Annotated in this window: 19 protein-coding genes; 9 read left to right on the top strand and 10 right to left on the bottom strand. The window is 61.2% G+C overall.

Features of this window, described 5'->3' with window-relative positions; genetic code table 11:
- Nucleotides 1-724: 724 nt before the first annotated feature.
- Nucleotides 725-4,375 (bottom strand): helix-turn-helix domain-containing protein, encoded by a 3,651-nt coding sequence (locus ACFMO7_RS19900; protein WP_376797227.1) that lies wholly within the window; start codon nt 4,373-4,375, stop codon nt 725-727.
- Between the two features lie 490 nt (nt 4,376-4,865).
- Between ACFMO7_RS19900 and ACFMO7_RS19895 the strand changes: the two genes are divergently transcribed.
- Nucleotides 4,866-5,513: a hypothetical protein gene (locus ACFMO7_RS19895; protein ID WP_376797226.1), complete on the top strand. Its 648-nt coding sequence runs from the start codon at nt 4,866-4,868 to the stop codon at nt 5,511-5,513.
- Between the two features lie 156 nt (nt 5,514-5,669).
- Here ACFMO7_RS19895 and ACFMO7_RS19890 read toward each other — a convergent pair whose 3' ends face one another.
- Entirely contained in the window at nt 5,670-6,695 is a 1,026-nt protein-coding gene (locus tag ACFMO7_RS19890) for an alpha/beta hydrolase (RefSeq protein ID WP_376797225.1), read from the bottom strand.
- 232 nt (nt 6,696-6,927) lie between these two features.
- Between ACFMO7_RS19890 and ACFMO7_RS19885 the strand changes: the two genes are divergently transcribed.
- On the top strand, nt 6,928-8,103 hold the full coding sequence (locus tag ACFMO7_RS19885; protein ID WP_376797224.1) for a trypsin-like peptidase domain-containing protein: 1,176 nt from the start codon (nt 6,928-6,930) through the stop codon (nt 8,101-8,103).
- Nucleotides 8,104-8,289: 186 nt separating this feature from the next.
- Here the strand turns inward: ACFMO7_RS19885 and ACFMO7_RS19880 are convergent, their stop codons facing one another.
- The 3 genes from ACFMO7_RS19880 to ACFMO7_RS19870 form a co-directional block, all read right to left on the bottom strand.
- Nucleotides 8,290-8,586 carry a zinc ribbon domain-containing protein gene (locus tag ACFMO7_RS19880; protein ID WP_376797223.1) on the bottom strand — a complete coding sequence of 99 codons (297 nt, stop codon included), beginning with the start codon at nt 8,584-8,586 and terminating at the stop codon, nt 8,290-8,292.
- A 632-nt stretch (nt 8,587-9,218) separates the two neighbouring features.
- A complete protein-coding gene (hflX, locus tag ACFMO7_RS19875) occupies nt 9,219-10,610 on the bottom strand; it encodes a GTPase HflX (RefSeq protein ID WP_376797222.1) in 1,392 nt (463 codons plus the stop codon).
- Between the two features lie 198 nt (nt 10,611-10,808).
- A complete protein-coding gene (locus ACFMO7_RS19870) occupies nt 10,809-11,336 on the bottom strand; it encodes a CvpA family protein (protein WP_376797221.1) in 528 nt (175 codons plus the stop codon).
- Nucleotides 11,337-11,555: 219 nt separating this feature from the next.
- Here ACFMO7_RS19870 and rlmN point away from each other — a divergent pair, with 219 nt between their 5' ends.
- Complete coding sequence (rlmN, locus tag ACFMO7_RS19865) at nt 11,556-12,740, top strand: 23S rRNA (adenine(2503)-C(2))-methyltransferase RlmN (RefSeq protein WP_376797220.1); 1,185 nt, start codon at nt 11,556-11,558, stop codon at nt 12,738-12,740.
- A gap of 151 nt (nt 12,741-12,891) precedes the next feature.
- Here rlmN and rpmB read toward each other — a convergent pair whose 3' ends face one another.
- Nucleotides 12,892-13,083, bottom strand: a complete 192-nt coding sequence (rpmB, locus tag ACFMO7_RS19860; protein WP_376797219.1) for a 50S ribosomal protein L28 — start codon at nt 13,081-13,083, stop codon at nt 12,892-12,894.
- Between the two features lie 641 nt (nt 13,084-13,724).
- Here rpmB and ACFMO7_RS19855 point away from each other — a divergent pair.
- The 5 genes from ACFMO7_RS19855 (at nt 13,725) to ACFMO7_RS19835 (ending at nt 18,180) form a co-directional block, all read left to right on the top strand.
- Nucleotides 13,725-14,120, top strand: coding sequence for an Asp23/Gls24 family envelope stress response protein (locus ACFMO7_RS19855; protein WP_376797218.1), 396 nt, complete (start codon nt 13,725-13,727; stop codon nt 14,118-14,120).
- A 57-nt stretch (nt 14,121-14,177) separates the two neighbouring features.
- The gene (locus ACFMO7_RS19850; RefSeq protein ID WP_376797217.1) at nt 14,178-15,929 is read left to right on the top strand and encodes a DAK2 domain-containing protein; all 1,752 of its coding nucleotides are present in this window, start codon (nt 14,178-14,180) and stop codon (nt 15,927-15,929) included.
- A gap of 275 nt (nt 15,930-16,204) precedes the next feature.
- Nucleotides 16,205-17,050: a DegV family protein gene (locus tag ACFMO7_RS19845; RefSeq protein WP_376797216.1), complete on the top strand. Its 846-nt coding sequence runs from the start codon at nt 16,205-16,207 to the stop codon at nt 17,048-17,050.
- Between the two features lie 483 nt (nt 17,051-17,533).
- Nucleotides 17,534-17,773: a hypothetical protein gene (locus ACFMO7_RS19840; RefSeq protein ID WP_228026331.1), complete on the top strand. Its 240-nt coding sequence runs from the start codon at nt 17,534-17,536 to the stop codon at nt 17,771-17,773.
- Between the two features lie 2 nt (nt 17,774-17,775).
- Nucleotides 17,776-18,180, top strand: a complete 405-nt coding sequence (locus ACFMO7_RS19835; RefSeq protein ID WP_376797215.1) for a hypothetical protein — start codon at nt 17,776-17,778, stop codon at nt 18,178-18,180.
- A gap of 499 nt (nt 18,181-18,679) precedes the next feature.
- Here ACFMO7_RS19835 and ACFMO7_RS19830 read toward each other — a convergent pair whose 3' ends face one another.
- The 4 genes from ACFMO7_RS19830 to ACFMO7_RS19815 form a co-directional block, all read right to left on the bottom strand.
- Nucleotides 18,680-19,300 carry a DUF3090 family protein gene (locus ACFMO7_RS19830; protein WP_376797214.1) on the bottom strand — a complete coding sequence of 207 codons (621 nt, stop codon included), beginning with the start codon at nt 19,298-19,300 and terminating at the stop codon, nt 18,680-18,682.
- A 442-nt stretch (nt 19,301-19,742) separates the two neighbouring features.
- Nucleotides 19,743-20,726, bottom strand: a complete 984-nt coding sequence (locus ACFMO7_RS19825) for a D-2-hydroxyacid dehydrogenase (RefSeq protein ID WP_376797213.1) — start codon at nt 20,724-20,726, stop codon at nt 19,743-19,745.
- A gap of 415 nt (nt 20,727-21,141) precedes the next feature.
- Complete coding sequence (locus ACFMO7_RS19820; RefSeq protein WP_376797212.1) at nt 21,142-21,828, bottom strand: phosphoesterase PA-phosphatase; 687 nt, start codon at nt 21,826-21,828, stop codon at nt 21,142-21,144.
- A gap of 102 nt (nt 21,829-21,930) precedes the next feature.
- On the bottom strand, nt 21,931-23,100 hold the full coding sequence (locus ACFMO7_RS19815; protein ID WP_376797211.1) for a glycosyltransferase family 4 protein: 1,170 nt from the start codon (nt 23,098-23,100) through the stop codon (nt 21,931-21,933).
- A gap of 384 nt (nt 23,101-23,484) precedes the next feature.
- On the opposite strand from ACFMO7_RS19815, the gene ACFMO7_RS19810 reads away from it, so the two are divergent.
- Entirely contained in the window at nt 23,485-24,186 is a 702-nt protein-coding gene (locus ACFMO7_RS19810) for a response regulator (RefSeq protein ID WP_376797210.1), read from the top strand.
- Nucleotides 24,187-24,676: the final 490 nt, after the last annotated feature.

Here is a 24,676-nt window from a genome sequence, read left to right as displayed (position 1 = left end):
CAGCCAGGCAGGCATCCCACATTTCCATGATAGATCTCTTATCAGTCTACCGAACGATTCGATGCTCCAGAGTGGGTACCCATTATATCAGAAGTTCCAGGCCGTTGATATCTCTGAGCCGCCAGCGCCGGCCAGGTCCTCTCAGGCGTTCTTCGCTCCTGTGCCACTTTTCTATTATTTCAGACAACGTAGACATTTCACAAGTAATTCCATTTATGGATAGTACTTGTATAGTTAAGTATGTAAGATACCTATATCGGGCGTCTTCAGAGAGAATGACTATGGCTGGCTGACCAGATTCTCTTTCCGGCAGAGAGGTCAGCAAGATCCTGGGGATTCTGAATAAGCGGGTTTTACCCACAGGTGATGGCAGGACAGTTGCCAACCCCAGCCAGCGGATTGGCCAGATGCTCACTTCCTCTGTTGAGGAGGTACAGCGCTGCCAGACATCAGCTTCAGGAAGCTATGTGGAGTCCTTGCCAGTCAGCAGCGAGCGTTGGCGAAACGCGGGTATCAAGAGTCGGCAGCCAGTGACCAGCAAAACAAGGCCAGGCGCTTCTGCGGTTAGCCTGCCAGCGGCAGGCTGGCAGGAGGCTGGAAGAGGATCTCAGCAGCCTCTACCTGGGTGGGTCATCACCGGAAATGGGGCGGACAAAAGGGCAGACCAGCCGATTTGGCCGATCTGGCGGCCCACAGAATCGCCGCTCTGCCTTCCAAGCTGCTTTCAGCGCTTATCGCCTCCCTCTGCCAGCGTCGGTTTCTCAACCGGGTTCTCGACAGCCCCCAGTGAGCGCAGGATAGAGCGCTGCGAGAGCGAGAGGCCGGTTGCGGCGTAGATGTTCATGCCCTCGTAGGGTCGGTCGCCGCGCAGGACGCGGACGCGCAGAGCACGCTCCACATCCCAGACCTCGATTGTTCCCGTATGGCCGCCGGCTACCAGCAACACGGGCTGCTCGCCACGGCTAAAAGCAATCTCGCGAATGCGATAATCGAAGCGATTCAAGATCTTCAGCAGCTCACCGCTCTCCAGGTCCCAGAGGCAAACGAGCTGATCGTTCCCCCCACTGGCCAACAGGCGACTATCGGGACTCACCGCCAGCGTCCAGACGGGCTGTCTATGCCCGGCAAGCAAAGCCCGTGGGAGGCCCTCCTCTAGTTGAGCCAGATCCCAGAGACGCAGCATCTGATCGGCCCCCGCCGTGATCAACCAGCGGCCATCGGGACTGATGGTCAGCGTATAGATCGCCCCGATATGAGCAGAGAGCTTACGCAGACAGCGATAGTCGCGGGTATCCCACAGGCAGATCGTCTGATCCTCGGCGCCGCTCACCAGAAGGCGACCATCGGGACTATAGGCCACCGCGTAGACACGTCCGCGATGCTCGCGCAGAACATGCAGGCACTGGCCAGTGGCCACCTCCCAAATGCGCAACGTTCGATCGGCGCCCCCACTGGCCAGCAGCGACCCATCGGGAGAGAAGGCCACCATGTAGACACGGGCCGCATGACCTCTGAGAATCCTGAAGCATTGGCCTGTCTCTACCTGCCAGAGGCGCACCGTACCATCCTCGCTACTGCTAGCCAGAAGCCGGCCCTGCCGATCAAAAGTCACTGTCCACACGCTGGCCGTATGGCCCTCCAGCGTCCGCAAGCAGCGCAACTTCGTCAGGTCCCAGAGGCGCACCTGGCCATCATCGCCTCCGCTGGCGAACAGTTGGCCATCAGGGCTTGTGGCCACCGTGCGCACCTGACTGCTGTAGCCCTGCAGCATGCGCATGCAGCGCCCGCGGTCGAGATCCCAGAAGCGCACCGTTTGATCGTCGCTGCCGCTGACCAGGGTGCGATCATCGGCACTCAGGGCCAGGGAATAGACCCGCCGGCTGTGTCCCTCCAACGTCTTGAGGCACGAGCGTTCCGCCACACTCCACAGACGCAAGAGGCGGTCACCCCCTGCGCTGGCCAGCAGGCACCCATCGCTGCTAAAGGAGAGAGCGTAGACCAGGTCGCGGTGAGCCTTCCAGGAGGCAACGAGCGATAACGAAGTCAGATCCCAGAGCATAATCTGCTCTTCGCCTCCACAAGCGAGCAGCCGGCCATCACGGCTGAGCGCCAGCGACCAGATGCCACGGCTGTGGCCATCAAGCCGGGCCAGGCAGGAACCACTCTCGACATCCCAGAGGCGGACGATGGCATCCTCCCCGCCGCTGATCAGCCTGCCATCGGGAGTGAAAGCAACGGCATAGATTCTGCCGCTCAGGTCCGGGCCGGAGAGCACGCGCACGCACTCGGTGAGGCCCGAGGTCCCTTCAATGCGCCAGAGACGCACGGTCTGGTCGCCGCCGCCACTGGCGAGCAGGCCACCATCGGCGCTGACGGCGATCGAATAGATACGCTCGCCATGACCGTGCAAGGTCTGCAGACACTGGCCAGTTTCCACATCCCAGAGGCGGATCGTCCCATCCTCACTACCGCTAATCACCATGCGTCCATCGGGGCTAAAGAGGACCGAGCGCACCCAGTCGGCGTGCCCCTGGCAGGTCACGAGGGGAGCATAGTCGCGCAGACGAAAGATGCGGATCTCACAAGTCGTTGTGCCAAGCGCCAGCAGCGAGCCATCGGGACTGAGGGCTACCGACAGAATGCTGCCGAAGATCTCGGTGAAGGCCGAACCTGTCAGATCGGCCCAGGCGAAATTGACGTTGGGCAAGGCCTTGCCCCGAAGATTGGCCTGCCAGACCGCCAGGCCGGAGAAGTCCCAGCCACGCAGATCACACTGCAAGTGGAGCAGCAGATTGAGAAGGTTGCCAGCGGCATAGCCCGGCTTATTGCGCTCCAGTCGAGCCAAGAGAGAGCGCAAGAGCTGCTCACAGCCGGCCTGCCCTTTGGCGGTGCGCAAAATACGGGCTAACGGCTCCAGAATAGCGCGCCCCTGGTCCTCGCGAATATAGTCCCGCGCCTGGGCCTTCAGGAGGGCGTGGCTCTGCAGCAGAGAGAGAGGTCGCTCCTGGAGAAGCTCGGCGGCCACATGCTGCACCAGACGCTCCGTAACATACTCACAGATTACCGGCTGAAGAGTATAGCCAGCGGCACCGCGCACCTCGACCAGCGAACGATAGCGCAGCGACTTGAGCACCTCCAGCAAGGCCCCTTTGGGTGTGCGCGCCAGGCGGTCCTCCAGCAGCTCGGAGAGCGTCACCACCTCGCGCCCAATCGCCAGCCAGTAGAGGACATCGCGCTCATCGGGCGTCAGACGCTCAAACTGCTTATCGAGCAGGTCCCTGATGCCCTGAAGGACCAGCACCTCCTGCTCGAGAAAGCGGGCAATCTGGCGATCAAAGACCTCGCGAATTGTGGGAGAGACCAGCTTCAGAGCCAGAGGATTGCCGGCATAGCGTCGAATAAACTCGGCCCAGTGCCCGTCATCGCCCTCCAGCCCCTCACCGGCCAGCAGGAGGCGACCAGCTTCAGGAGAAACCCCGGCCAGGGTCATCGTGCGTACTGGGGCATCCTTTCCCTCTTGCAGAGGGATGCCATTAGGCTTCTCGCGGCTGGTTAAAACTACACAGCTCTGCAAGGGATGGCTTCCCAACAGATAAAGCAGCTCCTCGTAGCCCTTGTAATCCTCCTTATACTGGCCCGCCAGAGCCCCGCTCTGCAGCAGCGAATCGAAGTCATCGAGGACCAGCAGGAAAGGCTCCTCTTCCAGCCGCTGGATCAGCAGCTTCAGGCGATCCTCCTCGCTCTCGGGAAGGACCCCCGGCTGATGGGCCTGCTCGCCGAGGATGAAGCGCAAACAGCGATCGAGCAGGCGTCTACGGGACAGGGGAGCGTGCAGCGAGAGCCAGAGCAGGCCCCGAAAGGGGGAGGAGCTGCGAAGACGCTGAACCAGAGCCGCCGCCAGGGCAGTTTTGCCTACCCCTCCTATTCCCACAATTGCAATCAGGCGACAGCGCTCCTGCATCACCCAGCGCCAAAGCAGCTCTTGCTCTTCATCGCGGCCATAGAGACGGGAGACATAGGGGGCCTCCTCAAGATCGCAGCGCGGCAGCGAGGCCGCAGAGGCGGAGACTATAGGAGGGAAGGACTGAGCCAGCGTGGAGGCCGCCCGCCGCCGTCCACGCGGGAGCTGCTCTAACTGCTCCCCAAGGAGAACCTCAACTAGCTCTCCGCCGCGCAGCTGCAGCGCCCGCTCATACCCCTCCAGGAGCTGGCGCGAGGGCAAGGTCACATTGTTCTCAACAGCGGATAAATAACTCTTCGAATAGCCCACCGCGCGGGCCAACTCGCTCAGGCTCTTCCCCTTCTGCTGGCGCAGGGTGCGCATGCGCGTTCCAATGGCCACGGCGCTCGCGGGAGCTTGTCGGTTTTCAGCCATCGCAACCTCTTCTCTGCCCACCACGGCGGGTTATCCTCGATTGCCCTACTGGGTAGTATAGAACAGAAGTGCACTCCTGTAAAGAGGAGCGCCGTTCTCTCTCTGTTCAACAAGACCATAATGAACGTCGCTTCTTCTTGCTCTCTTCTCAAGAACCTTGAAAAACTTCGATGAACATTGTATACTGTTCTCTAGAGAACAAACTGGTGTTCACTAAACTCTCAGACGCCACTATAGAACCGGCAGGCGACGATTCCAGGAGCCTCGACGCCCGCGATCTCACCTCGTCGCCGGCCGACCTGAGCAGGCAGCAGGTTGTTCTCCTTCCCAACTTCTTGCTTGCTGGTCATCTCGATGGCCGACCTGGCCTGGCCCAGCAAGGAGCAGGCTGGATTCCCCGGCTCCAACATGGAACAGACAGAACAGGCATCGCCTACGATGCGTGCCGACTGGTTTGCTTGCTTGTTTGCTCGCTTGAAGGAGGAGAAGCGTGAATCCAGCAACTTCGCTCGGGGTCTCTGCCGCCGATAGCGACTCCGAGGATGCCCTGGTGCGTTCCTATGACGCTCAGATCATGGCCCAGGTACGTTACTACTTCTCGCGTGCCGGCCATAGCCAGCGCGAGGACCTGGAAGCTCTCTACCAGGACGAAAGCCAGGAGGTGCGCATCGCTCTTCTGAAGATGAGCCGAAAAGGGCCTCTGCGCAGACCTGCCTTCTTGATCCGCATCGTTATTCGCAATCGGGTGCGTGATGCCCTCCGGCGCCGCCGTCGTCATGCAACGCCTCTTCCTCTGGAGGCTGAGCAGTCCGAGGTCGTTGCGCTCAGCGAGCAGTGCGTGGCCACAAACGAGGGAGCCCGTGACCCGGCCTACGAATGCGAGCTGCAGGAGTTCCCCGCAGAGCGCCTCGCGCCTTACATTCGAGCTATCGCCAGCCTGCCAGCCAGCGAGCGGGCGGCGGTTCTCTGGCGCATTCGCGAGTGTGGCTTTGAATTGCAGCCCGTCATCGTAGCGCTGCGCCAGGCGGGCCTGGATCCCGAGCAGATCCCCTCGCCGCGGAGCCAGGCGGAGCGGCGGCGCTATCAGGCCGCCCTCAGCTCCGCAAGGCGGCACCTGCGTAAGCCCCTCGGGATCTAAGCCAGCCCGAGTGCCCGTCGTCACTGAGTCCAGGCCAGGCTGACCAGTCTGGTAAGGCAGGTAGCGAGACCATCAGACCAGCGAGCGAGCCAGGCAGCACGGCTTTCCGGGAACAGAGAGGGCAGCATCCTCGCGCTGGTGCTGCCGCTCTGCTTCTCAAGGAGAGAGCCGCTCAGCCAGGTATTTCAGGCTCAGAGGATAGCGGTATTCGATCCCGCCGTGTCGCCCATCGAACAGCTCGAAGAAGACATCGGTAACGCCAATCTGGGCCAGGGCCTGGCGAAAAGCCTCCGCACCCAGATCGAGATAGTACTCATCACGCTTGCCCGCATCGATGTAGATGGCCCGCATCGAGCGCAGCGCCTCGGCATGCAGGGGAACCATCCGTACCGGGTCCCAGGCCAGCCAGCGCTCCCAGACATCGGGGATCAGTTGACCGCTGGCAATGTCGAACGGCAAATGCACCGTGCCATCCAGATCTGCCGAGTAGCAGGCTGCCATGCACCAAATGTTGAGCAGATCGGCATCGCTCTCCTTCGTGAAGGCTGGCCGACTACGGAAGTCCTGCCAGAAGCGCTCGTAGGAACCACCATAGTGATCGCGCAGCGCGCGGGCAACCTTGGCAAAGTCGCGCTGATAACAGACCTCGAAGAGAGCATCGCCGGCGTGGGTTGCCAGGCCTCCCCACAGATCGGGCCGCAACATGGGAGTGACCATAGCGCCATAGCCGCCGCTCGATTTGCCGGCAATCCCCCGGTGTTCCCGGGCGGCCAGCGTACGATAGTGAGCATCGACCCAGGGGACAATTTCATCGCAGAGATAGGTGTGGTAGCGCCCAACGGCGGGCGAGTCCAGAAACTGGCTTCCCCCCAGGGAGGTCCAGCAGTCGACCCAGACAAGGATGCATGGCGGGGCTTCCCCCCTGGCAAACAGCTCGTCGGCCAGCTCGGGAAAGTTCCGCCGAAAAGCCGAGCGATTGCGCCACATGTCGAGCTGGCCCGTCAGACCCTGAATCAAATAGATGCTGGGGTAGCGCCGCTCCGGCTGCTCGTCGTAGCCAGGCGGCAGGTAGATCCAGAGCGGGCGCTGATAGGGATCACCCAGAGGATTGTCTTTGAGGACCTGGCTCTCAAAGGTCACTTCGTCAAAACGTCCCTTGAAGTCATGCGACCAGGGATACACGCCTTGCGCCTCCTTTTCCTTCTCTTGTCCCAGTGTTTCGGGTCCTAGTCTAGCACGCTTCCCCTTGGGCGTCTATCTCTCTTCGGCCAACCCCTTTCCTCCCTCCCCCGAAACAGAGTTCGCCGGCCCGTTCAAAAGAGGGGCAGAGATGGCTCTTTACGAAGAGCATGGTTGTGCCTTAGAATAGGAGCAGATCGCCTACCATCTGCCGAGTCGATCTTGAGAGGAACAGATGGGAGAAATCGACAGCATAGAGAAACTTCTCCAGGAGGCCACCGCCCAAGTCTATCTGAACGGGCAGCCGGCAGGCACTGGCTTCTTCGTAGGGCCAGGGAAGCTGCTCACCTGTGCCCACGTGATTTGGCCCGATCTCACGGGAAAGGCAGACGTTCAGATTTACTGGCAGGGACAGTATTATAAGGCCAGCATCCTGGAATGGCCTGGCCAGGACCCAGCCCCAGAGGAAGACGTGGCGCTACTGGAGGTGGAGGCTGCGCTTAGAGACCACCAGTGCGTCTTGCTCTGCGGCGAAGCCCGACCTGGCAGCGGACTCTACAGCTATGCTTATCCAGCAAAGTTAGCCTCGGACGGCACGAGCGTCATCTTCCAGGCCGCCGGGCCGGCAGGCAGGAAGAACGAGTTGATCACCTTCCAACATGGGGCTGTTGAGCCTGGCATGAGCGGCGCTCCCCTGCTCGACAGAGAGAGCGGCAGTGTCTGCGGCATGATCCAGTTCTCGCTGGACCTCAAAAGCGAGCGCGGAGGCCAGGGGCTGCAGGCGCGCGTCATCCTCGATCGGCTTCCAGCAGTTGCCGGGTGGCAACGGGCCTTTCATGGCCAGAACCGCCGCTGGCTTGAGGCCCTCTCAGGCGAACAGCGCCGGCTCCTCAGGCAGCACTGCCCCCAGTCTCGGGATCTGCTCCAGATCCCGAGAGGAGGCAGAAAGCTGAAAGTCTTTATCTCCCACTCCAGTGCCGGACGGGATCTTAAACTCAAAGCTGATCTTGAAAAGCAACTGGAGCACCTCCGACAGCAGGGTCTGATCGAGAGCTACGCCAGCGGAGAACTATCTGGGGGCAAGGAGTCCAGCGAGCTACAGCGTCAGCTGGAGGAGGCAGACATCATTCTCCTCCTGATCAGTGCTGATTATCTGGCCTCCGAGCAATGCTACAACAGAGAGATGCAGCAAGCTATGCAGCGTCATGAAGCGGGCACAGCGCGCGTCATCCCCATCAAGCTACGCCCGACCGCCGGGCTAGACACCTCTCCCTTTGGCAAGCTGCAGGCTCTACCGCGCTACCAACCCGCCGTCAGCAAATTCAGAGACAAGGATACAGTCCTGAAAGAGATCGCTGAGGAACTTACCCGGGTCATTAAGGAGCTGCAAGAGGAGCAGGCTCATACCTGAGCCTCAGTCAACAGCCCAGCAGGACGAGGCAGCTGCGACCAGGGGCTCGGCCCGCTGCCTCGCTGCTCCTTTCTCAGCCCCCAGGTCCAGAGCCAGGAACGGGCAGTACCGAGGACCACCGGCAAATGCTAGCAGGCGAGTTTGTGCCCCTCAAGAGAGAGAGGCACGGAGAGAACTGCGCACCCTCTACCCCCTGGCAAAAACGCCGCAGGGGGCCACTTTGCGGATAATGGCGTAACTTCCATTCACATCGGCATCGATGAGCGCGCCGAACTGTGACCGGAATAGGTCACGCTTGATGCCTCTGCCGCCCCAGGCCTCCTGGCGCCCGATCGGCTCATCATCCAGAAAACTGCACTTACTGGTGTAGGTCTCTTCTGTGATGATGACCTCAATTCCAAGCAGTTGTGCTTTCCAGGTGAGCATCTGGACAAACCTGGCATGGGGCACCTGCAGAAAGCTCCGCTTGTTCCGTCTGCCCATGCCTGCCTCTTGCTGGCCGTTCGAGTTTTTCCCGATGACGAGCCGCCCGATGCTCGCCTGCTACGAGCAGGCACTGATCTGCTTGCTCACTATGGGCAGGTAGTGGTCAGTGCGGCGCGTGCGCCGATTGGTGAGCGCCTCAAGTCGAAGAGAGGTCTATCGTTTCTCAGCAGCAAGAAGGGCTTGCAATCTTGTCCGCCCTTTGTTATGCCACTGGTACCAGTGGTTGATTGATGTGACGGGGCGCCCGTTAACGACCCGTGGCACGACGAGAATATTACATTACGCCCCTGCTGTTTGTCCTTGTACTTCGGCAACTGCCGACGTCCCAAAAGGTCCCCACAATGCTTCCGATACGCCTTAGAGGCGGCAACGGAGGACTTCCAATTGTTGTCAAGCAACCGGAGGACATCATTACTGGCTTGACATGGTCATGCTTTCTAGCCAGGCTTCATGCCCTTTGCTCAGATGGAGGACCTCCGCAGAGCCTGGGGACTTCCCCTCGTGACTGAAGGGCTAACGCACGATATAGCTGGCGGCCTCCTAGAGGCTCTTGGAGACAAAGGCCGTACGATCTGGCGCCGCAGAGCCTGGGTCACTGCGGCTGATAACCTGCCGCCCAACGAGTTGCATCAGGCGCCTCCGGCTCCCTGGCCAGTTGGTCCGTCTTGCGTCTGGCGTGGCGCTGCCCATCCAGACGTGCCATGAACGAGTACCCCTGACACCCTGAGCGAGCCTTTGCGCTGCCGAAGGCGATATGGCTCATAGTAGCCGGCCAGAGCGGGCGGTAGCCGTCCCGCCAGAAGCGTTCCCTCAGCGCGGTGCTCCTCCAGCTCAACGCGCCCACGGCGATGGAAGAGTTCCACCAGGTCACCACGCGCATAAGGGACAAGCGCCTGCACAGGCACCATCTGTTCGGCCACCACCTGGGCCAGTTTCTCGCGCAGCGCCTCCAGACCCCAGCCGCGCAGAGCCGAGACCGGCACAGCATTGGTATAGAGCGAAGGATCGAGGCGATCGGGATCGGGCAGCAGATCGACCTTATTGAGCGCCGTCACCCGCGGCTTCTCGTGAGCTTCCAGCTCACGCAGGACCTCATTGACCGTCTCGCTCTGCTCGATAGCATTCTCATGACTGACATCCACCACCTCCAGCAGCACATCGGCATCGACTACCTCTTCGAGCGTCGCCCGGAAGGCGGCGATCAGGCGTGTAGGCAGGCGCTGAATAAAGCCGACCGTATCCGTGAGCAAGATCTCCTGATTACCTGGCAGCACCACGCGGCGCGTGGTGGGATCGAGCGTAGCAAAGAGCTTGTTCTCGACCAAGACCTCGGCCTGGCTCAGAGCATTAAAAAGGGTAGACTTACCAGCATTGGTATAGCCCACCACGGCCACCACCGGCATCGTTAACGCCTCGCGCTGGCGGCGGTGCAGCGTACGCTGCTCACGCACCTCCTCCAGCTCACGACGCAGCTCCGCCAGGCGAGTGCGAATACGCCGGCGATCGATCTCAAGGCGCGTCTCGCCAGGACCACGGACACCGATGGCCCCTCCCACGCCAGCCGCGCCGAGCGAACCGCCAGCCTGCTGGGACAGCTCAATGCCGCGCCCACTCAGACGAGGCAGGCGGTATTCCAACTGCGCCAGCTCGACCTGGAGACGCCCCTCGCGCGTCCGCGCATGCTGGGCAAAGATGTCCAGAATCAGGGTCGTACGATCGATCACGCGCGCATTGAGAGCCTTTTCAAGGTTGCGCTGCTGAGAGGGGGACAGCTCGTCATCGAAGATCACCAGATCGAAGCCTAGCTCCTCCTCCAAAGCGGCCAGTTCTTGAACCTTCCCCTTGCCAAGATAGGTAGCCGGATCGGGGTGGCGCAGATGCTGCAACATCTTGCCAACCACCTCAGCCCCAGCGGTCCTGGCCAGGGCCTCCAGCTCGTTGAGCGAATCCTCAGCACTCCAAAGCGTCTCCTGCCGCTCGCTCGCGACTGCCACCAGAAAGGCCCGCTCCGGCCCTTCCATGCCTCTTTGCCTGATCAGCACAGTGTCGTCTCTTGCCGTAAACAGCCTCCTTTGTCCAGGCGAAACACGATAGCTCTAGAATAGATAGAATGCTCCTTGACTATACAGGTATTGTATGCGCCGGCACCGCGGAACGCAAGCCTAGAAGCCTCAAGCCGGCTGAGCCTGGAGGAAACCGGAGGAGAGCCTCGTGGCTCCTCAGGGAAGCCGCTTTAAAGGCAGCAGAGCCAGCAGCCACTGGTTAATGCGCACAAAGAGGCTCTGAGCGATCGCCTCATTGTACGCCTGCTGCCAGGCACTGAACTGGCTCAGATCGCCGCCGGGAATATTCTGGGCTGTGCTCAGAACCCCATGCAGGGCCAACAGCAGAATCAGCCAGAGCAACCAGGCTTCGACGAATCCCAGGACCACCCCCAGCAGCTCGTCCATAAAACCCAGCATGGGGATACGATGGACAAAGGCCCGAACGAGTGTGGTGACGATGTGAACGCAGAGAACGGTGGCGAAAAAGAGCAGGGCATAGGCCGGCAGGGGTGCAGCCACAGCGCCATTGCTGGCCAGCAACATGGTCAAGGAAGGGCCGAAAATCAAGGCCACGCCCAGGGCCAGGGGGAGGGAGATGAGATTGATCAGGCTAGCAATAAGGCCATTATGAAAACCATTGATGACCAGCACAATGGCTGTAGCCAGAAAGGCAATATCAATCCAGTTAAACGAAAGAGGCATTTAGTTTTTCCTCCCAGAAACATGAATGAGAAGTAATGAAAGATAAAGTCGAAGCTCCTGATATATAATCAAACGAATTTTCAGGCCAGCTGTCACAGCCAGGTTCTCAGGCGCCGTTTTGGAGAGGCCCAGAGCGAGCGAGTGAGCAACGAGCGAGAGCCGGGGGAGGTATGGCCCGGCGGCTTGGCCGGAGGTGGGCCAACGTGCTATAATGAAGGCATGAGCATCAGGGGGAGAACCACAGAGACAAGCGCCTCCCAGCGCGACCTGCTTGGGCTGACACTCAGGCAGCTTGAAGCCTGGTTTCAGGAGCTGGGAGAGCCAGCATATCGTGCCAGGCAAGTCTACAACTGGATCTACAAGCACCTGGTTACAGACTTCGCCGCCATGAGCGACCTGCCCCTGAGCCTGCGGGAGCGCCTGGCGGGCGAAGCCACCATTGGCCAGGCCACTGTCCGCAGCGAGCAGCATTCCAGGGACGACCGCACGCGCAAGATCCTACTGGAGCTGGCTGACGGCAGGCTGATCGAATCCGTGCTCATGCTTTATCCGCCGCTGGGCGGGAGCAGCGCGCGGGCCACCGTCTGCGTCTCCAGCCAGGCGGGTTGTGCCTTTGGCTGTACCTTCTGCGCCACGGGCCAGATGGGATTTGAGCGTCACCTGAGCGCCGGTGAAATCATCGCTCAGGTTCTGCACTTCGCGCGTGAGCTGCGAGCCGCTCCCTGGCGTGCCCAGGGACTGCCCAGCAGCCAGGCCATTGACCACATCACCAACCTGGTCTTTATGGGCATGGGCGAGCCACTTCACAACTACGACAACCTGATGCAGGCCGTGCGCATCCTCAACAGCCCCGAGGGCTTCAACCTGGGCGCGCGGCACATGACCATCTCCACCGTTGGGCTGCCGCACGCCATCCGGCGCCTCAGTCGGGAGGGATTGCAGGTCAATCTTGCCATCTCGCTGCACGCCCCCAACGACGAGCTGCGCTCCCAGACCATGCCCGTTAATCGCAAATATCCGCTGGCCGAAGTGCTGGCGGCCTGCCAGGACTATATCGCCGCCACCCGACGCCAGATCACCTTCGAATACGTCCTGCTGGCCGGCGTCAACGACAGCCCCGCCTGCGCTCACCAGCTTGGCGAGCTGTTAGCTCCGCTCAAGCAGTATGCGCATGTCAACTGCATTCCGGTAAACAAGACAGCGGCAGCCTACCGCCCGCCGGCGCCGGAGGCGATCCGTCGCTTCCGCGAGATCCTCTTCCAGCACGGCGTCAGCAACAGCGTGCGCGCCGAACGCGGAGACGACATCGATGCCGCCTGCGGACAACTGCGTACCCGCTTCGTGGCCCTGCAGCGCCGGGGAAGGGCACAGGAAACCGGAGCAGAGCCAGCTCGCACCCTATGACCTCACAGACAGTCACAGTCCCCCCAAAAAAAGAAAAAGCATCGTGCGTGAGAGGATCCCTCAAAATAAAAAAGCGGGTAGCAGAGAGCAACCGGACAGGCCGGGGCAGGAGCGCCGCTTGTGCGACGCTCGCACCTGCCCCCAACCAGCATCAGGCCTTGGGAACCTTGAGCATCGTGCGCAGGCAGCGCGTGCAGACATGCACCCTGCGCCGCACACCATTGATTTCCAGACGCCGGCGCTGCACGTTGACCACGAAACGCCGCCGCGTATGGCGCTGCGAATGCGAGACCTTGTTGCCATACATCGGCTTGCGCTGACAGAGATCACAACGACCAGCCATACGAATCTCCCTTCCTCTCTTCGTTTTTTCTTCTCTTTCACCTGACCACAGCCGCTGGGTACCGTCGCGGAAACGGGTCCCCGCCCGGCAGGGTAGGACCTCAGCGCGGAAGAGCTGACCCCAGCCGCATCTTGCTGGCAGCGCCTGGAAAGGCTGCCAGCCGGGATCAGTCGGCCCCAACTCAGGCCCAGCATGGGCCGCTTAGAGGCGCTCCCTTCAACCGCATGGGAGCCAGAAGACGAGGCACCTGCCCAGTGAGCGTCGCGGATCAGGCCAGATAGGGACACCCGACCAGGCGTCTTCCCGCCTCCCTTCCTGCTGGTCCGCTGCACTGGCTCCGGCCCGAGGAGGCTCCACCCACCTGGCCCTCGCGGATAAGGCTTGCTGCCGGAACAGAGGGTCAGCCAAAGCGCCCTTCCATCGCCCTGGGCCATAGCAATGAGAGCTACAGGACGCACGTTCGCGCCCTTGATTCTGACGGGGGCCTTTGATATACTGCAACAGAACGCAGACCTTGCACTCTAGTGAGCAGAGAGCAAAGCGTTGAGTACGCTCTGCGAGTATAGCAGATCGCCCTCGCTTTGGCAAGTGCGTAGGCCAGAAGAGCAGCAGAGCAAAGAAAGATTAGAGAAGACATGGGTATGCCGAAGCCATCGACGATTCAACCGCAGCACGGAACGCGCCCTCTAGGCAGGATCGAGGTCCTCCCCCATGCGATTCACACGATCGCGGCCCGCGCCGTCAGCGAAAGCTACGGCGTTGTGGGCATCGCCGCACCCCGCCTGCGCAACGGAGAGGCCATTCTCCTTCCCCCCGAACGAAGCGGCGAGGGTATCCAGGTGCGCATCGCCAACGGACGCCTGATCATCGAGGTCTACGTCGTGCTGGAATACGGGCTGCGCATGTCCGAAATTGCCCATAACATCATGAGCAGCGTCAAATTCTCGGTTGAAAAGATGCTCGGGGTACCCGTGCAGCAGGTCAACGTCAACATCCAGGGGCTGGAGCACAGCCCCACCGCACGGCGCGAGCACTAACGACAAGGTGTGGGCCCCACCTACCTCACCACCACCACCACATAAGGTAAGCGATCTATGCAGGAACAGGCATCAGGTGCTCTACACGCGCAAGATGCGCAAAGCCAGCAACAGATGCAGCGGATCAGCCGCCCGCGGCGGATCAGTGTGCTGGATGGCCAGGACCTGAAGAGGGCGATGATCGCCGGGGCCACCTGGCTGGAGGAGCGGCGCGAGAGCATCAACGCTCTCAACGTCTTTCCCGTTCCCGATGGAGACACCGGCTCGAACATGTCCGCCACGATGCAGGCCGCCATTCGGGGAATCATCGATAGCCAGGAGACGGCGGCGGGAGTGATTGCCGCGCGCATCGCTCACGATGCCCTGTTGGGGGCACGGGGCAACTCGGGGGTCATTCTGTCGCAGGTGCTCCGTGGTCTGGCCCAGGGGCTGGAGAAAAAGCAGACCTTTACGTCGCTCGATCTGGCCAACGCTTTGATGGAAGCCTCACGGCTGGCCTCACGGGCCGTCATCAAACCGGTCGAGGGCACTATTTTGACAGTGGTGCGTGACTGCGCTGAGGCGGCGCAGGCCAGCGCCCAGCGCGGCGATGACCTGGTGACCCTGATGCACGAGGTAGTAACCGCCGCCCGACAGTCGGTCGCCCGTACGCCTGATCTGCTGCCCATCCTCAAGCAGGCTGGCGTCGTCGACGCGGGTGGCCAGGGACTGTGCGTGATTCTGGAAGGGATCTGGCACGCTCTGCGTGGCGAGGGGCGGGAGTCACGCGCCCTCTCCACGGCACTCTCAGGCGAGACGGCCCCCCGACGCGGACGGGTGAACGTCGAAGAGGAGCAATATGGTTACGAGGTGGTCTTCCTGCTGCGCGGCGAAAACCTGGACGTAGAGCGCATCCGCCAGACAATCATCGACATGGGGGGCGTTTCAACGGTCGTGGCCGGCGATGAAAAGCTGCTCAAGGTGCACACCCATACGCAGTGGCCTGGCAAGATCCTGGACTACGGCGTGAGCCTGGGCAGCCTCCTGGACATCAACATCGAGAATCTTCAGGAGCAGAGTCTGGCCTACGCAGCAGAGAGTCGGGCCGAACACGAGGGGGCCACAGGCTGGGATCAGGAGGGCGCCGCAGGCCATAAGGCCCCAGCCCCCAGCGCCCCGATCGCCACGGTCGCCGTTGTCTCCGGCCCCGGCTTCGAGAAGGTCTATCGCGGCCTCGGTGTGAGCGCCATCGTGCCGGGCGGACAGACGATGAATCCCAGCATCGAAGAGCTGCTGGCAGCCGTCAACTCCGTTGAGGCCGACCAGGTCATTATCTTGCCCAACAACGGCAACGTGATTCTCAGCGCGCAGCAGATCCCTCGCCTCACCAACAAACAGGTGGAGGTCATCCCAACCGAGACGCTGCCCCAGGGAATAGCCGCCCTGATGAGCTTCAACTACGGCGCCGATCTGGCCACCAACGTCCAAAGCATGAGCACTGCCGCCCGTCGCATTCAAACCGCCGAGGTCACTACCGCGGTGCGCGCCGTGCAGATCGATGGCCTGCGCGTGCGCGAGGGCGACATCATTGGACTCATCAACGGCAACCTGGCCGTGGCCGGCAACAACCTGGATGGGGTCATTAACGATCTGCTCCAGCGCATGCACGTTGAGCGCTACGAGCTGCTCACCATCTACTATGGTGAGGGGACCAGCGAGGTCCATGCGCAGGAAACGGCGGCCCGCATCAAGCAGACCTATTCCCACCTGGAGGTGGAGGTAGTGGATGGTGGTCAACCCTACTACACCTATATTTTCTCAGTGGAATGAAGAAAGACAGGTAGCCAGTCGCAGCCAGCGGAGGGCAGCGCAAGCGCAGCAGCAAGCCAGGCCCGGCCCGGCCCGCTCGGTCCGCGTTCTGCCGTGCCACGTCGCGCCACGCCGTGCGGAGCCTTAAGCCGACCAGAACAGGACTGACTGAGTGGGTGACCCTCGTCCCGGCGCTTTTCCCGCTACCCTGGCAAACCTATCCTATCCACGCTTAGCCTACCATGTGCGCCGGCGCACATGGTACAGACAACTCTCTCGCGTTCAGGAGGTGCCTCATGGCCGTCCGCATCGTCACCGATAGCACGGCGGATCTCCCCAAAGAACGGGCCGCGGCCCTGGGAATCAGCGTTGTTCCTCTCAAAGTTATTTTCGGCAGCGAAGAGTATCTGGACGGGGTTGATCTGGATACAACGGGCTTTTTTAAGAAGCTAGAGGAGAGCAAAGATTTCCCCCGTACCTCACAGCCAACACCCGCCGATTTCCTCGCCGTTTACCAGCGTTTGATCGAGGAAGGCGCTGAGGCCATTCTTTCGGTCCATCTGTCGGCGAAATTCAGTGGCACATACCAGTCAGCCTGCGCGGCGCGGGCCGCTCTGCCGCCGGAGCTGCAACATATTCCCATTGAGGTCGTGGATTCAGAGAGCATCAGCCTCGGGATCGGCATGGCGGTCATGCACGCCGCCGAGGAGGCTCAGCGCGGCGATGATCTGGCCTCCATCAAGGAGCGCCTGATCGACCGCCTGCGGCGAACGCGCATCCTGGGCGTGCTGGATAATCTGGAGCATCTGCGCCGCGGGGGGCGCATTGGACGTGCCAGCGCCTTCTTGGGCACGATGCTGAGCTTCAAGCCAATTATCGGGATCCAGGCCGGCGAGGTGGTCCCTGTGGAGCGCCCGCGCACGCGCGCTAAAGCCTACGAGCGCGTGGCCCAGCTCTTCCAGGAAGCCTGCCCAGTAGATGAGGTGGTCATTGTGGAGTCGAGCGACGAGCTGGGGGAGCAGCTCGCCACCGCGATGAAGGCCGTCTATCCCCAGCCCATCCCGCGCTATAAGCTGGGCGCCGTCCTCGGCACGCATACAGGGCCCGGCACGGTGGGCATTATCTTTACTACCTCCCATTAGTCAGACTGTTTCTTCCTCCTCTTCCTGGCTCCGCCGGGCAGGGCGGCAACCAGATCGAGCGCCCGGCTCGTCCGCCCGCCCAGCGGGCAAGATTGGACGGCATGAGGTCATCTGATGCAATAAAGCTGATACATTATGAGATAACCATTGACGACTTGCATCTTCACCGGTACAATAGTAGGTAGTAGAGCGCTTACCCACGCCAGAAAGGGCTGTGCTGCAGGCACTGCAGGGCTCGCTTTAGGGGAGCGCCTCCAACCGCTTTGCGACGTGAGCCGTAAGAGGCGTGGAGCATCAGGCTTCGCTTCCCTCTCCACCCAGGAAGGGAAGGGACACCAGACCTGGTGCTGAGGCCCCCAGGGCAGTTGCCGGTACCTGAGCGGGAGCTTGTAGCCAGAAGATCATGCGTTCACTCACTGGAAGGTTCGTTAGTCAGCCACCATCCTCGATGGTGCAAGCGACGAAGGAGGAACAACCGTGGGAATGCTACGGGTGATGTCACGGCGCGGTGATGATCGTGTCACCTGGGATGAGCAGAAGGTCCTGGCAGGTGACCCCGAAGCACTGGCCGCCGTGCGAGAAGCTGAGCGCATTTTCGCCCAGGAGCGCGCCAGGGGAGCCACTGCTTTTCGTGTCGAGCCCGGGAAGCCTGCTCAGCGCATCGATCAGTTTGACGCAACCGCCGAGCAGATTATCATGGTTCCGCGCGTTGTCGGTGGATGAGCTTGATCTCTGAGATCCTCACTATCCTGGACTGGGTGATCATCGCCACCGCGATGGGAGCCGTTGTCTGGCTGATCACTCAGCCATATTTACGGGGCTGGTCACGGGCCGAGCGACGGGCCTCCGACCTGTTGCGCGATATCCTGACGCCCGAGCAGTTCCGCCAGCTCCTCTGGCATGGCTATCTGGAGGTGCCTAGCCCTACCGCCCCCCAGCGCATCTATCGCGTGCCTCGCGGCAGGGGTTTCGTCCAGGTCATCGAAAATGGACGCGCGACAATGCGCCTCTGCCTTCAGCCAGTGGAAAATCTGCCGGACGCCGATATCGTCGTCCTCCATAAGTTGATGATCGAGGGGAACGAGGAGCTGTATTTGCAAAAGGCAAATAAGTATCTCTGTACCGATTGATTGAAGATCTGCGCTCGTCCGCTCGTTCGTTCAACCAGCCGCTGAGGCGGGCTAGCCCGTCCGCCCGCTTACCCTTCGTAGCAGCCATGACCTGACTGGCTGCTCGCAGATGGCCCCAGGCCCGGCGGAGCTTCCTCCCCCAACGAAGGCAAGGAAGAGGGCTGACGGGTCCCTGGCCTGCTCGCTCTGCTTCTCTGGCCCGGCGGTCCCTGGCCAGTGCATCGGACTGCCTTGAGGCTTCCGCTGGATAGAGTGCCTTGCGCCCGCAAGTCAGTGGCCTCCAGCACTTTTGCCGCTTCCCTGGCCGGTCTGGCAGCCCAGTGGCCGGACTGGTCGCCGTTGGTCTTTTGTCTGCCGCCGCCGGCCGGCTTGCCAGGACGAGGCCGGCCAATGGCTTGCTCACTTGCTTGCTTGCTCGCTCACTCACTCATTGTCTTCTCCCTCGGCAAGTGTGAGCCTGCCTCTCCTCGTCCCGCGGCAGCAGCCGGCTTACGACCTGCTAATCCCCCTCTTCTTCGTCATCGTCGTCGTCCTCCTCCTCGAGTAACTGAATGATCTGGCGATGACCATTCTGCTTCTCACACATGTGGGGTCCTCCCTCTAGCGGCATATGGCAGAAAGGACAGACCGGTCGACCCGCGGAGACCACGCGTGTGATCATGCCGGTCAGAGCCTGGGCCTGAGCATGGGTGAAGGAGAGAGTGACCGCCCGATCTTCTCGAACGCGCCCGCGCAGCTCTTGACCTGTCTCCATGATGATCTCCAGAGGGACCACCATGAGAATGATCAGCTCTCGACGGAAGTCATAGCTGAGCTTTAGCTGGGCTACCTGAAATTCTTCGTCGGGAACCAGGGGGAAATCGGCAGGCATGCCTACTGGCACTTCTTCTTCTTCTTCGCCTTCTTGCCTGGCCCGCGCCTCGACGCGCAGAATCTTGCCCTGCGTTACTTGGGTCAGCAGGCGATCGATGGCTAGCCCCAGCTCGTTAAGCTGCATCTTTTCCATCCACATCACGGCTGTGCCGCTCTCGCTGCGCGCAAACAGGCGAAAGCGACGCTGTCCCGGTGGGCCAACGGCATCCGCGCCTAGTAGTTCCACCAGACCTAAATCTTTGCTCATCGGACCTCCTCTTTACCCCTAGGTGAAGAGTGTCTTGCTCCCTTCTGATAATCTATTCGCCTCTTTTTATGCGAAAGATGCTGCTCAAGCACTCCCTCGCTTGGGCTGCGTCCAACGCTCTTCTTCCGCTTCGCCCGTTCGCCTGGCCCCAAACCGACAAGCGACCTCTGCCCTCTTTCAGCAATTGTAAACGCTGCTTGCCAGAGAGGACAGGGTCCCAGGGCAGGAAAAGGGTCACTGTCGTCTACCTCGCTGCCAGACCGAGGTCAGCTCAGATGAGAGGTTTTGAACGACAGGAGGCGCCGTCGCACCCCCACTCCAGCGGGCGGGCCGTTGCTGGCTGGCTTTTCCCCTCTTTCATCGAGCGATGACAGCTTCCCACACCTCTCTATCTGCCCACCTGACCCACCCGGACGGCGCTCCTCCCTCGCTGCCCAGAGGGTCAGTAGCCGCGTTCCGGATCGTAGCGATTGCGCAGCGGCTCGCCACGGCGATAACGCTGCAGATTATCGACGAAAAGCTCAGCCAGGCGGGCACCGTAGTGGACGCTTTCGCCCGAGAGATGGGGCGTCAGAATGACGTTGGGCAGCGAATAGAGCGGACTGTCCTGGGGCAGCGGCTCCACCTCGGTGACATCCAGGCCGGCCCCGGCTATCCAGCCCTCGCGCAGGGCGCGAATGAGGGCCTGCTCATCGATGACGCGTCCCCGCGCCACATTGACCAGGTAGGCGGTGCGACGCATGGCCCGCAGCTCCGGCTCGCCGATCAGGTGCTCTGTCTCTGGCGTCAGGGGCGTGGCGATCACAACGTAATCGCAGAGCGGCAACATCTCTCGCAGTTGGCTGAAGGAATAATAGCGCTCGACATCCTGATCTTGCTCGCCTCCCCTGGCCGAACGCCTCACTCCCAGAACGCGCATGCCGAAGGCCCGGCCCAGACGTGCAACGTAGCGACCAATGCTGCCGACCCCGATGATCCCCAGGGTCTGCCCATAGAGTTCCTGTGTGCGCAAATGATACCAGGCCGTATTTCCCCAAATATGGCGGTCCTGCAGGCGCACCAGCTCAGGCCAGGAGCGATTGAACATGATCATGCTGCCAAAGACATATTCCCCAATGGTTGAGGCATGGATGCCTGAAGCGGTCGTGACAATCACCCCACTGGCCGGATCAAGCAGGCCCGTGTCGCGCAGGCCATCAACGCCCGCCCCGGCAAACTGCAGCCAGCGCAAGCGCGGGGCCAACTGGCGGATGTTCTTGGGTAGCCAGAAGCCGCAGATGATCTCGGCGCTCTCGGCATGCGCGGCCAGTTCCTCATCCCGCGTGGCGAGCACAACCTCGCCCTGAGCCGCCCGGCGAATCTTCCCTAGCGCTTCTTCGTCGAAGGGGAAGGTACAGAGCACGCTCAAACCCTGATGTTGACTCACAGCCAGACTCTCCTTACCAGATCAGACAACGGGCATGTGCTGAGACAGCATAACAGTACAGCGAAACCAGGCTCGCTGAGCATCACCAGGTTCCTTCCCTCAGTCTATCCGAATTAGTTGCCTTCTGGCAAGCCATCGCCCAGGCAACTCCGGTCTCGCGCAAGGCTATCTCGCCCATGCCTCGCCCATGCCAGCCACCCAGCCACCCCCAACCGCCCACCCTGCCCAGCACAAGAACCGTATGGAAGCATTTTAGATGCTTCAGATCTTTCATAAAAATTTAAATAAATATAACAGGCAAAATTTTGTCCAGGCTTTTAGGAATTATTCTGGAGCAGTATAGAAAGCAGGAGCAAAGGAAGTCAAGAGAGGGAAAAAGAAACCAGGTCCAACGAAGGGAGGGTTGGGCACAGACTCAGAGGCCCACCAGCAGCAGGAGAGCGAGCGCCAGGCCCATGCTGAGCAAGGCCCCAGCAATCACCTGGGCGGGCGTATGACGACCCAGAGCTACACGTGACCAACAGACCAGGGCCAGCAGCAGGAAGGAAGGCAGGAAGATCAGACCATAGAGAGCGGTCAGGAGCGTGGCCGCGCCGGCCAGCGCCGCCGCATGAATGCTAATTTTCCACCAACAGGTAATAAGCAGGAGCAGCAGCCCCACCAGCAGCGTTAGACTGAGCGCCAGCTCCAGGCTGCGGGGGGCATGCAGCCAGAGCAACAGGAACAGGCCCAGGGCATAAGAGAGCAGGCCAGCGAGAAAGGGATGCCAGCGCTCCTGGCGCCGCGTGAGGTCCAGGTCGCTCACTATCCCCAGACGCCAGGCCAGAAGGACATAGAGTAAGGGACCGGCGCAAACAAAGGCCAGGGTCAGCAGGGCGAAGCCAAGCGCGGGCCAGGCCGAGGACGAGCGGTAGAGGGCCACCAGCAGCACAAAGGGCACCGAGATCGCCGCCGGCGAAAGCAAGAGCGAAATCCCGCGGGCAAAGCCCAGCAGATGAGCTGAGTGTCCTGCTGGCGGCCCTTCAGGCCGAGCAAGCTCCTGGGACTGTCGAAGCAGAACCAGGGGTCCGCCAGCTCGATCAAGAGTGGTTTTCTCAGGCATTGGCATCTTTCTTCCTGATAACTTCAGCCCAGAGATCCATGAGAGGTCGACAGAGATCTCCCGCCAGGCACTCCTCTCAGGCAGGAGGCGCAGCGAACAGGCTCAGGCCGCCAGGAGCGTCTGCTCCGTCTGCCGAATGACCTCTTCATAGCCGCGCAGCAGAGACTCCATCGCCTCAGACCAGCTGTATCTGGCGGCCTGAGCCAGGGCAGCGTAGCGCATACGTTCTCGCGTCGATCGCTCATAGACCAGGCGCTCTAAGAGACGCCGATAAGCGACGACCTGGGCCGAGGGACTAAGGCCAGCGGGGTCGAGCAACAGGCCATGCTCGTGCTGCACCACCAGATCACAGACTCCTTCGGCCTGGAGAGCAACGACCGGCAGGCCCGAGGCCAGGGCCTCAAGGACCACCTGACCGAAGGTCTCAGTGGTCGATGGGAAGGCAAAGATGTCAGCAGAGGCATAGGCTTCGGCCAGGGCTTCGCCGGTCAGGTAGCCGGTAAAAGTGACCGGTAGCCCAGCCAGGGCCTGGCGCAATTCAGCCAGAGCCGGCCCCCCACCGACAACGACCAGATGGCAGCGGCGATGGTCCATCTGGCGATAAGCGTTTGCCAGCAGCAAGAGGTTTTTCTCGCGCGAGATACGCCCCACATAGAGCAAAACACAGCGCTCGTCGGTCTCATCCTCGGTCCCCAACCAGGCAGCGCGCAAGGCCGGGCGGCGCCGCTCAGGTCGAAAGAGCGTGCCGTCCACTCCCCGGGGCCAGAGGCGCACACGCTGAAAACCCTGCTGGCGCAAGACGCGGGCCGTCGAAGGGGACGGGCAGAAGGTCAGGGCACAATGATTGTGAAGAAAGCGATTGTAGCGCCACATCGGGCCCGTCAGCCAGGGAAAACCAAAATGGCGACAGTAGGCAGCGAGATTAGTATGGTATGAAGAGACGAGGGGGCGCCGCAGCAACCTGGCCACGGCAACCCCCACCGCGCCCAGCACGACGGGATCGACAACGTGGATGACATCCGGCTGGAAGTCCTGGAGCTTCTTCACAAAGAGAGGACGGAAAAAGTTGAATCTGAGTTCTGGGTAGAAAGGGAGCGGGATACCCGGCGTTGTCACAATCTCAGCACCAGCATACTCCCGCATTCCACAGCGCGGGCCTAACAAGATTGCCCGATGACCGGTGGCCTCCAGATGGGCGAGCAATCGCGCCAGCGTGCGCGTGACCCCATCCAGCTTGGGCAGAAAATTCTCCGTAATGACGGCGACCCGCATAGCAGTCCTCCTGTGTTTGCTGCTCCGCACCGCTTAGGACATCTTTCGGCCTCGCCTCGCCCTTTGGATGGCTCTCCGGCAGCCGCAGCTGCAGAGCGCGCAAGGGCTGGCAATGTACCGGGAACGGTCAGGTCCTTGCCGCCACGCCTCCTCATGAAGAATCTTCAGTCAGCAGCATTATAGCTATGTAAAATTCCTTCAAAGAACCCGTTAAGTCTGGACAAAATTTGTGCGCGCAGCAGAAATCTCACTGTTCATCTCTCAACAGAGGAGATAAAATATTCATAGGAAGAGAAAGTCAGGGTGTAAGGAGAGGGAGGGAGAGAGGGAGAGACTCCAAAGCGGCCAGCAGGAGCCATGCCGAGCACCCAAAGGAGGTCAGCATTGTCAGCTTCATCCGCTCCATCGCCAACGATCATCAGACTACTCCTCTGCGAGGACCAGACGCTGATGCGCCAGGGCCTGCGCACCATTCTCGACCTGGAGCCAGGCATGGAGGTCGTTGGAGAGGCCGCCAACGGCGAGGAGGCGGTCAGGCGCTATCGCGAGCTGCGCCAGGCCGGCTTGGGACCAGATATCGTCTTGATGGATATCCAGATGCCCTTGATGAGCGGGGTTGAAGCCAGCGCCGCTATTCTGAGCGCCTACCCAGACGCCAGGATTATCATGCTGACCACCTACGACTACGACGATTACGTGCTCGAATCCATCAAAGTCGGAGCCAGGGGCTACGTGCTGAAGGACCTGCCCGCCGAGGAGCTGGCTGCCGCCATCCGCCGCGTCGCCCAGGGAGAGCCTTTCATTCAGCCGAGCATCGCTAGCAAGCTGCTCATCGAGTTTAGCCGGCGCGAAAGAGGAGTTCGCGACCGGCTCCGAAGCGCCGAGAGCGCCTTGGAGGAGCTGAGCGCCCGCGAACGAGAGGTCCTGCGTCTGCTGGCTCAGGGGGCCAGCAATCGCGAGATCGCTCAGCAACTGTGCCTGGCTGAGGGCACCGTCAAAAACCACGTCTCCAACATCCTGAGCAAGCTGCAGGTGGCCAACCGCACCCAGGCGGCCAGCAAGGCCCGGGACCGCAAGCTGATCTGAAGGGGACCGACCCGCGAAGGTCCCTCACCCCCCGCCCAATCAGTCCGCCTACCGATCAGCCAGATGGCTGGCCAAGCCGCGCCAGGGAAGGGAGCAGCCTGAGCGGAGCGAGCCGGGCCGCGCCAGGCTGCACAAATAATAGATGCCCGTCGAGAGAGAAGAGGTTGCCTCTTGCAGGCAAGCGCCGCCTACTCGCAAGAGGAGCCTGGCTCACTTGAGCAGGGCTATCCGTAGAAATACGCAATCGGCGGGGTGCCACATTGGCAGAGCGCTTGCTTTCTGAAGGCGAGAGAGCGGCCTGGAGGAGGAAGCCAGCCGGGAGCGAAGGCGCTTGAGGGATGCTGTGGCCGCGTTGCACAGACAGTCAGCCTTATGCTATAATCCTCACGGTATGATATAATCGTGAGACAAGCGGGACAACATAAGGATGAGTAAGAAGCCTCCCCCCACCCTGTGGGAAATCGTGGGGCCAGTGGGAGGATTGGGGTTC

This window comes from Thermogemmatispora sp., from assembly GCF_042408735.1.
In the GTDB taxonomy this organism is placed as follows: domain Bacteria; phylum Chloroflexota; class Ktedonobacteria; order Ktedonobacterales; family Ktedonobacteraceae; genus Thermogemmatispora.
Note: the sequence above shows the minus strand (reverse complement) of the source record. Positions and strands in the feature narration are given on the sequence as shown.

Excerpts from the sequence above, each read along its gene's own strand:
- ACFMO7_RS19900 (WP_376797227.1), bottom strand. The coding sequence starts at position 4,375 with ATGGCTGAAAACCGACAAGCTCCCGCGAGCGCCGTGGCCATTGGAACG.
- ACFMO7_RS19885 (WP_376797224.1), top strand. The coding sequence starts at position 6,928 with ATGGGAGAAATCGACAGCATAGAGAAACTTCTCCAGGAGGCCACCGCC.
- ACFMO7_RS19880 (WP_376797223.1), bottom strand. The coding sequence starts at position 8,586 with ATGGGCAGACGGAACAAGCGGAGCTTTCTGCAGGTGCCCCATGCCAGG.
- hflX (WP_376797222.1), bottom strand. The coding sequence starts at position 10,610 with ATGGAAGGGCCGGAGCGGGCCTTTCTGGTGGCAGTCGCGAGCGAGCGG.
- ACFMO7_RS19870 (WP_376797221.1), bottom strand. The coding sequence starts at position 11,336 with ATGCCTCTTTCGTTTAACTGGATTGATATTGCCTTTCTGGCTACAGCC.
- rlmN (WP_376797220.1), top strand. The coding sequence starts at position 11,556 with ATGAGCATCAGGGGGAGAACCACAGAGACAAGCGCCTCCCAGCGCGAC.
- rpmB (WP_376797219.1), bottom strand. The coding sequence starts at position 13,083 with ATGGCTGGTCGTTGTGATCTCTGTCAGCGCAAGCCGATGTATGGCAAC.
- ACFMO7_RS19855 (WP_376797218.1), top strand. The coding sequence starts at position 13,725 with ATGCCGAAGCCATCGACGATTCAACCGCAGCACGGAACGCGCCCTCTA.
- ACFMO7_RS19850 (WP_376797217.1), top strand. The coding sequence starts at position 14,178 with ATGCAGGAACAGGCATCAGGTGCTCTACACGCGCAAGATGCGCAAAGC.
- ACFMO7_RS19845 (WP_376797216.1), top strand. The coding sequence starts at position 16,205 with ATGGCCGTCCGCATCGTCACCGATAGCACGGCGGATCTCCCCAAAGAA.
- ACFMO7_RS19840 (WP_228026331.1), top strand. The coding sequence starts at position 17,534 with ATGCTACGGGTGATGTCACGGCGCGGTGATGATCGTGTCACCTGGGAT.
- ACFMO7_RS19830 (WP_376797214.1), bottom strand. The coding sequence starts at position 19,300 with ATGAGCAAAGATTTAGGTCTGGTGGAACTACTAGGCGCGGATGCCGTT.
- ACFMO7_RS19820 (WP_376797212.1), bottom strand. The coding sequence starts at position 21,828 with ATGCCTGAGAAAACCACTCTTGATCGAGCTGGCGGACCCCTGGTTCTG.
- ACFMO7_RS19815 (WP_376797211.1), bottom strand. The coding sequence starts at position 23,100 with ATGCGGGTCGCCGTCATTACGGAGAATTTTCTGCCCAAGCTGGATGGG.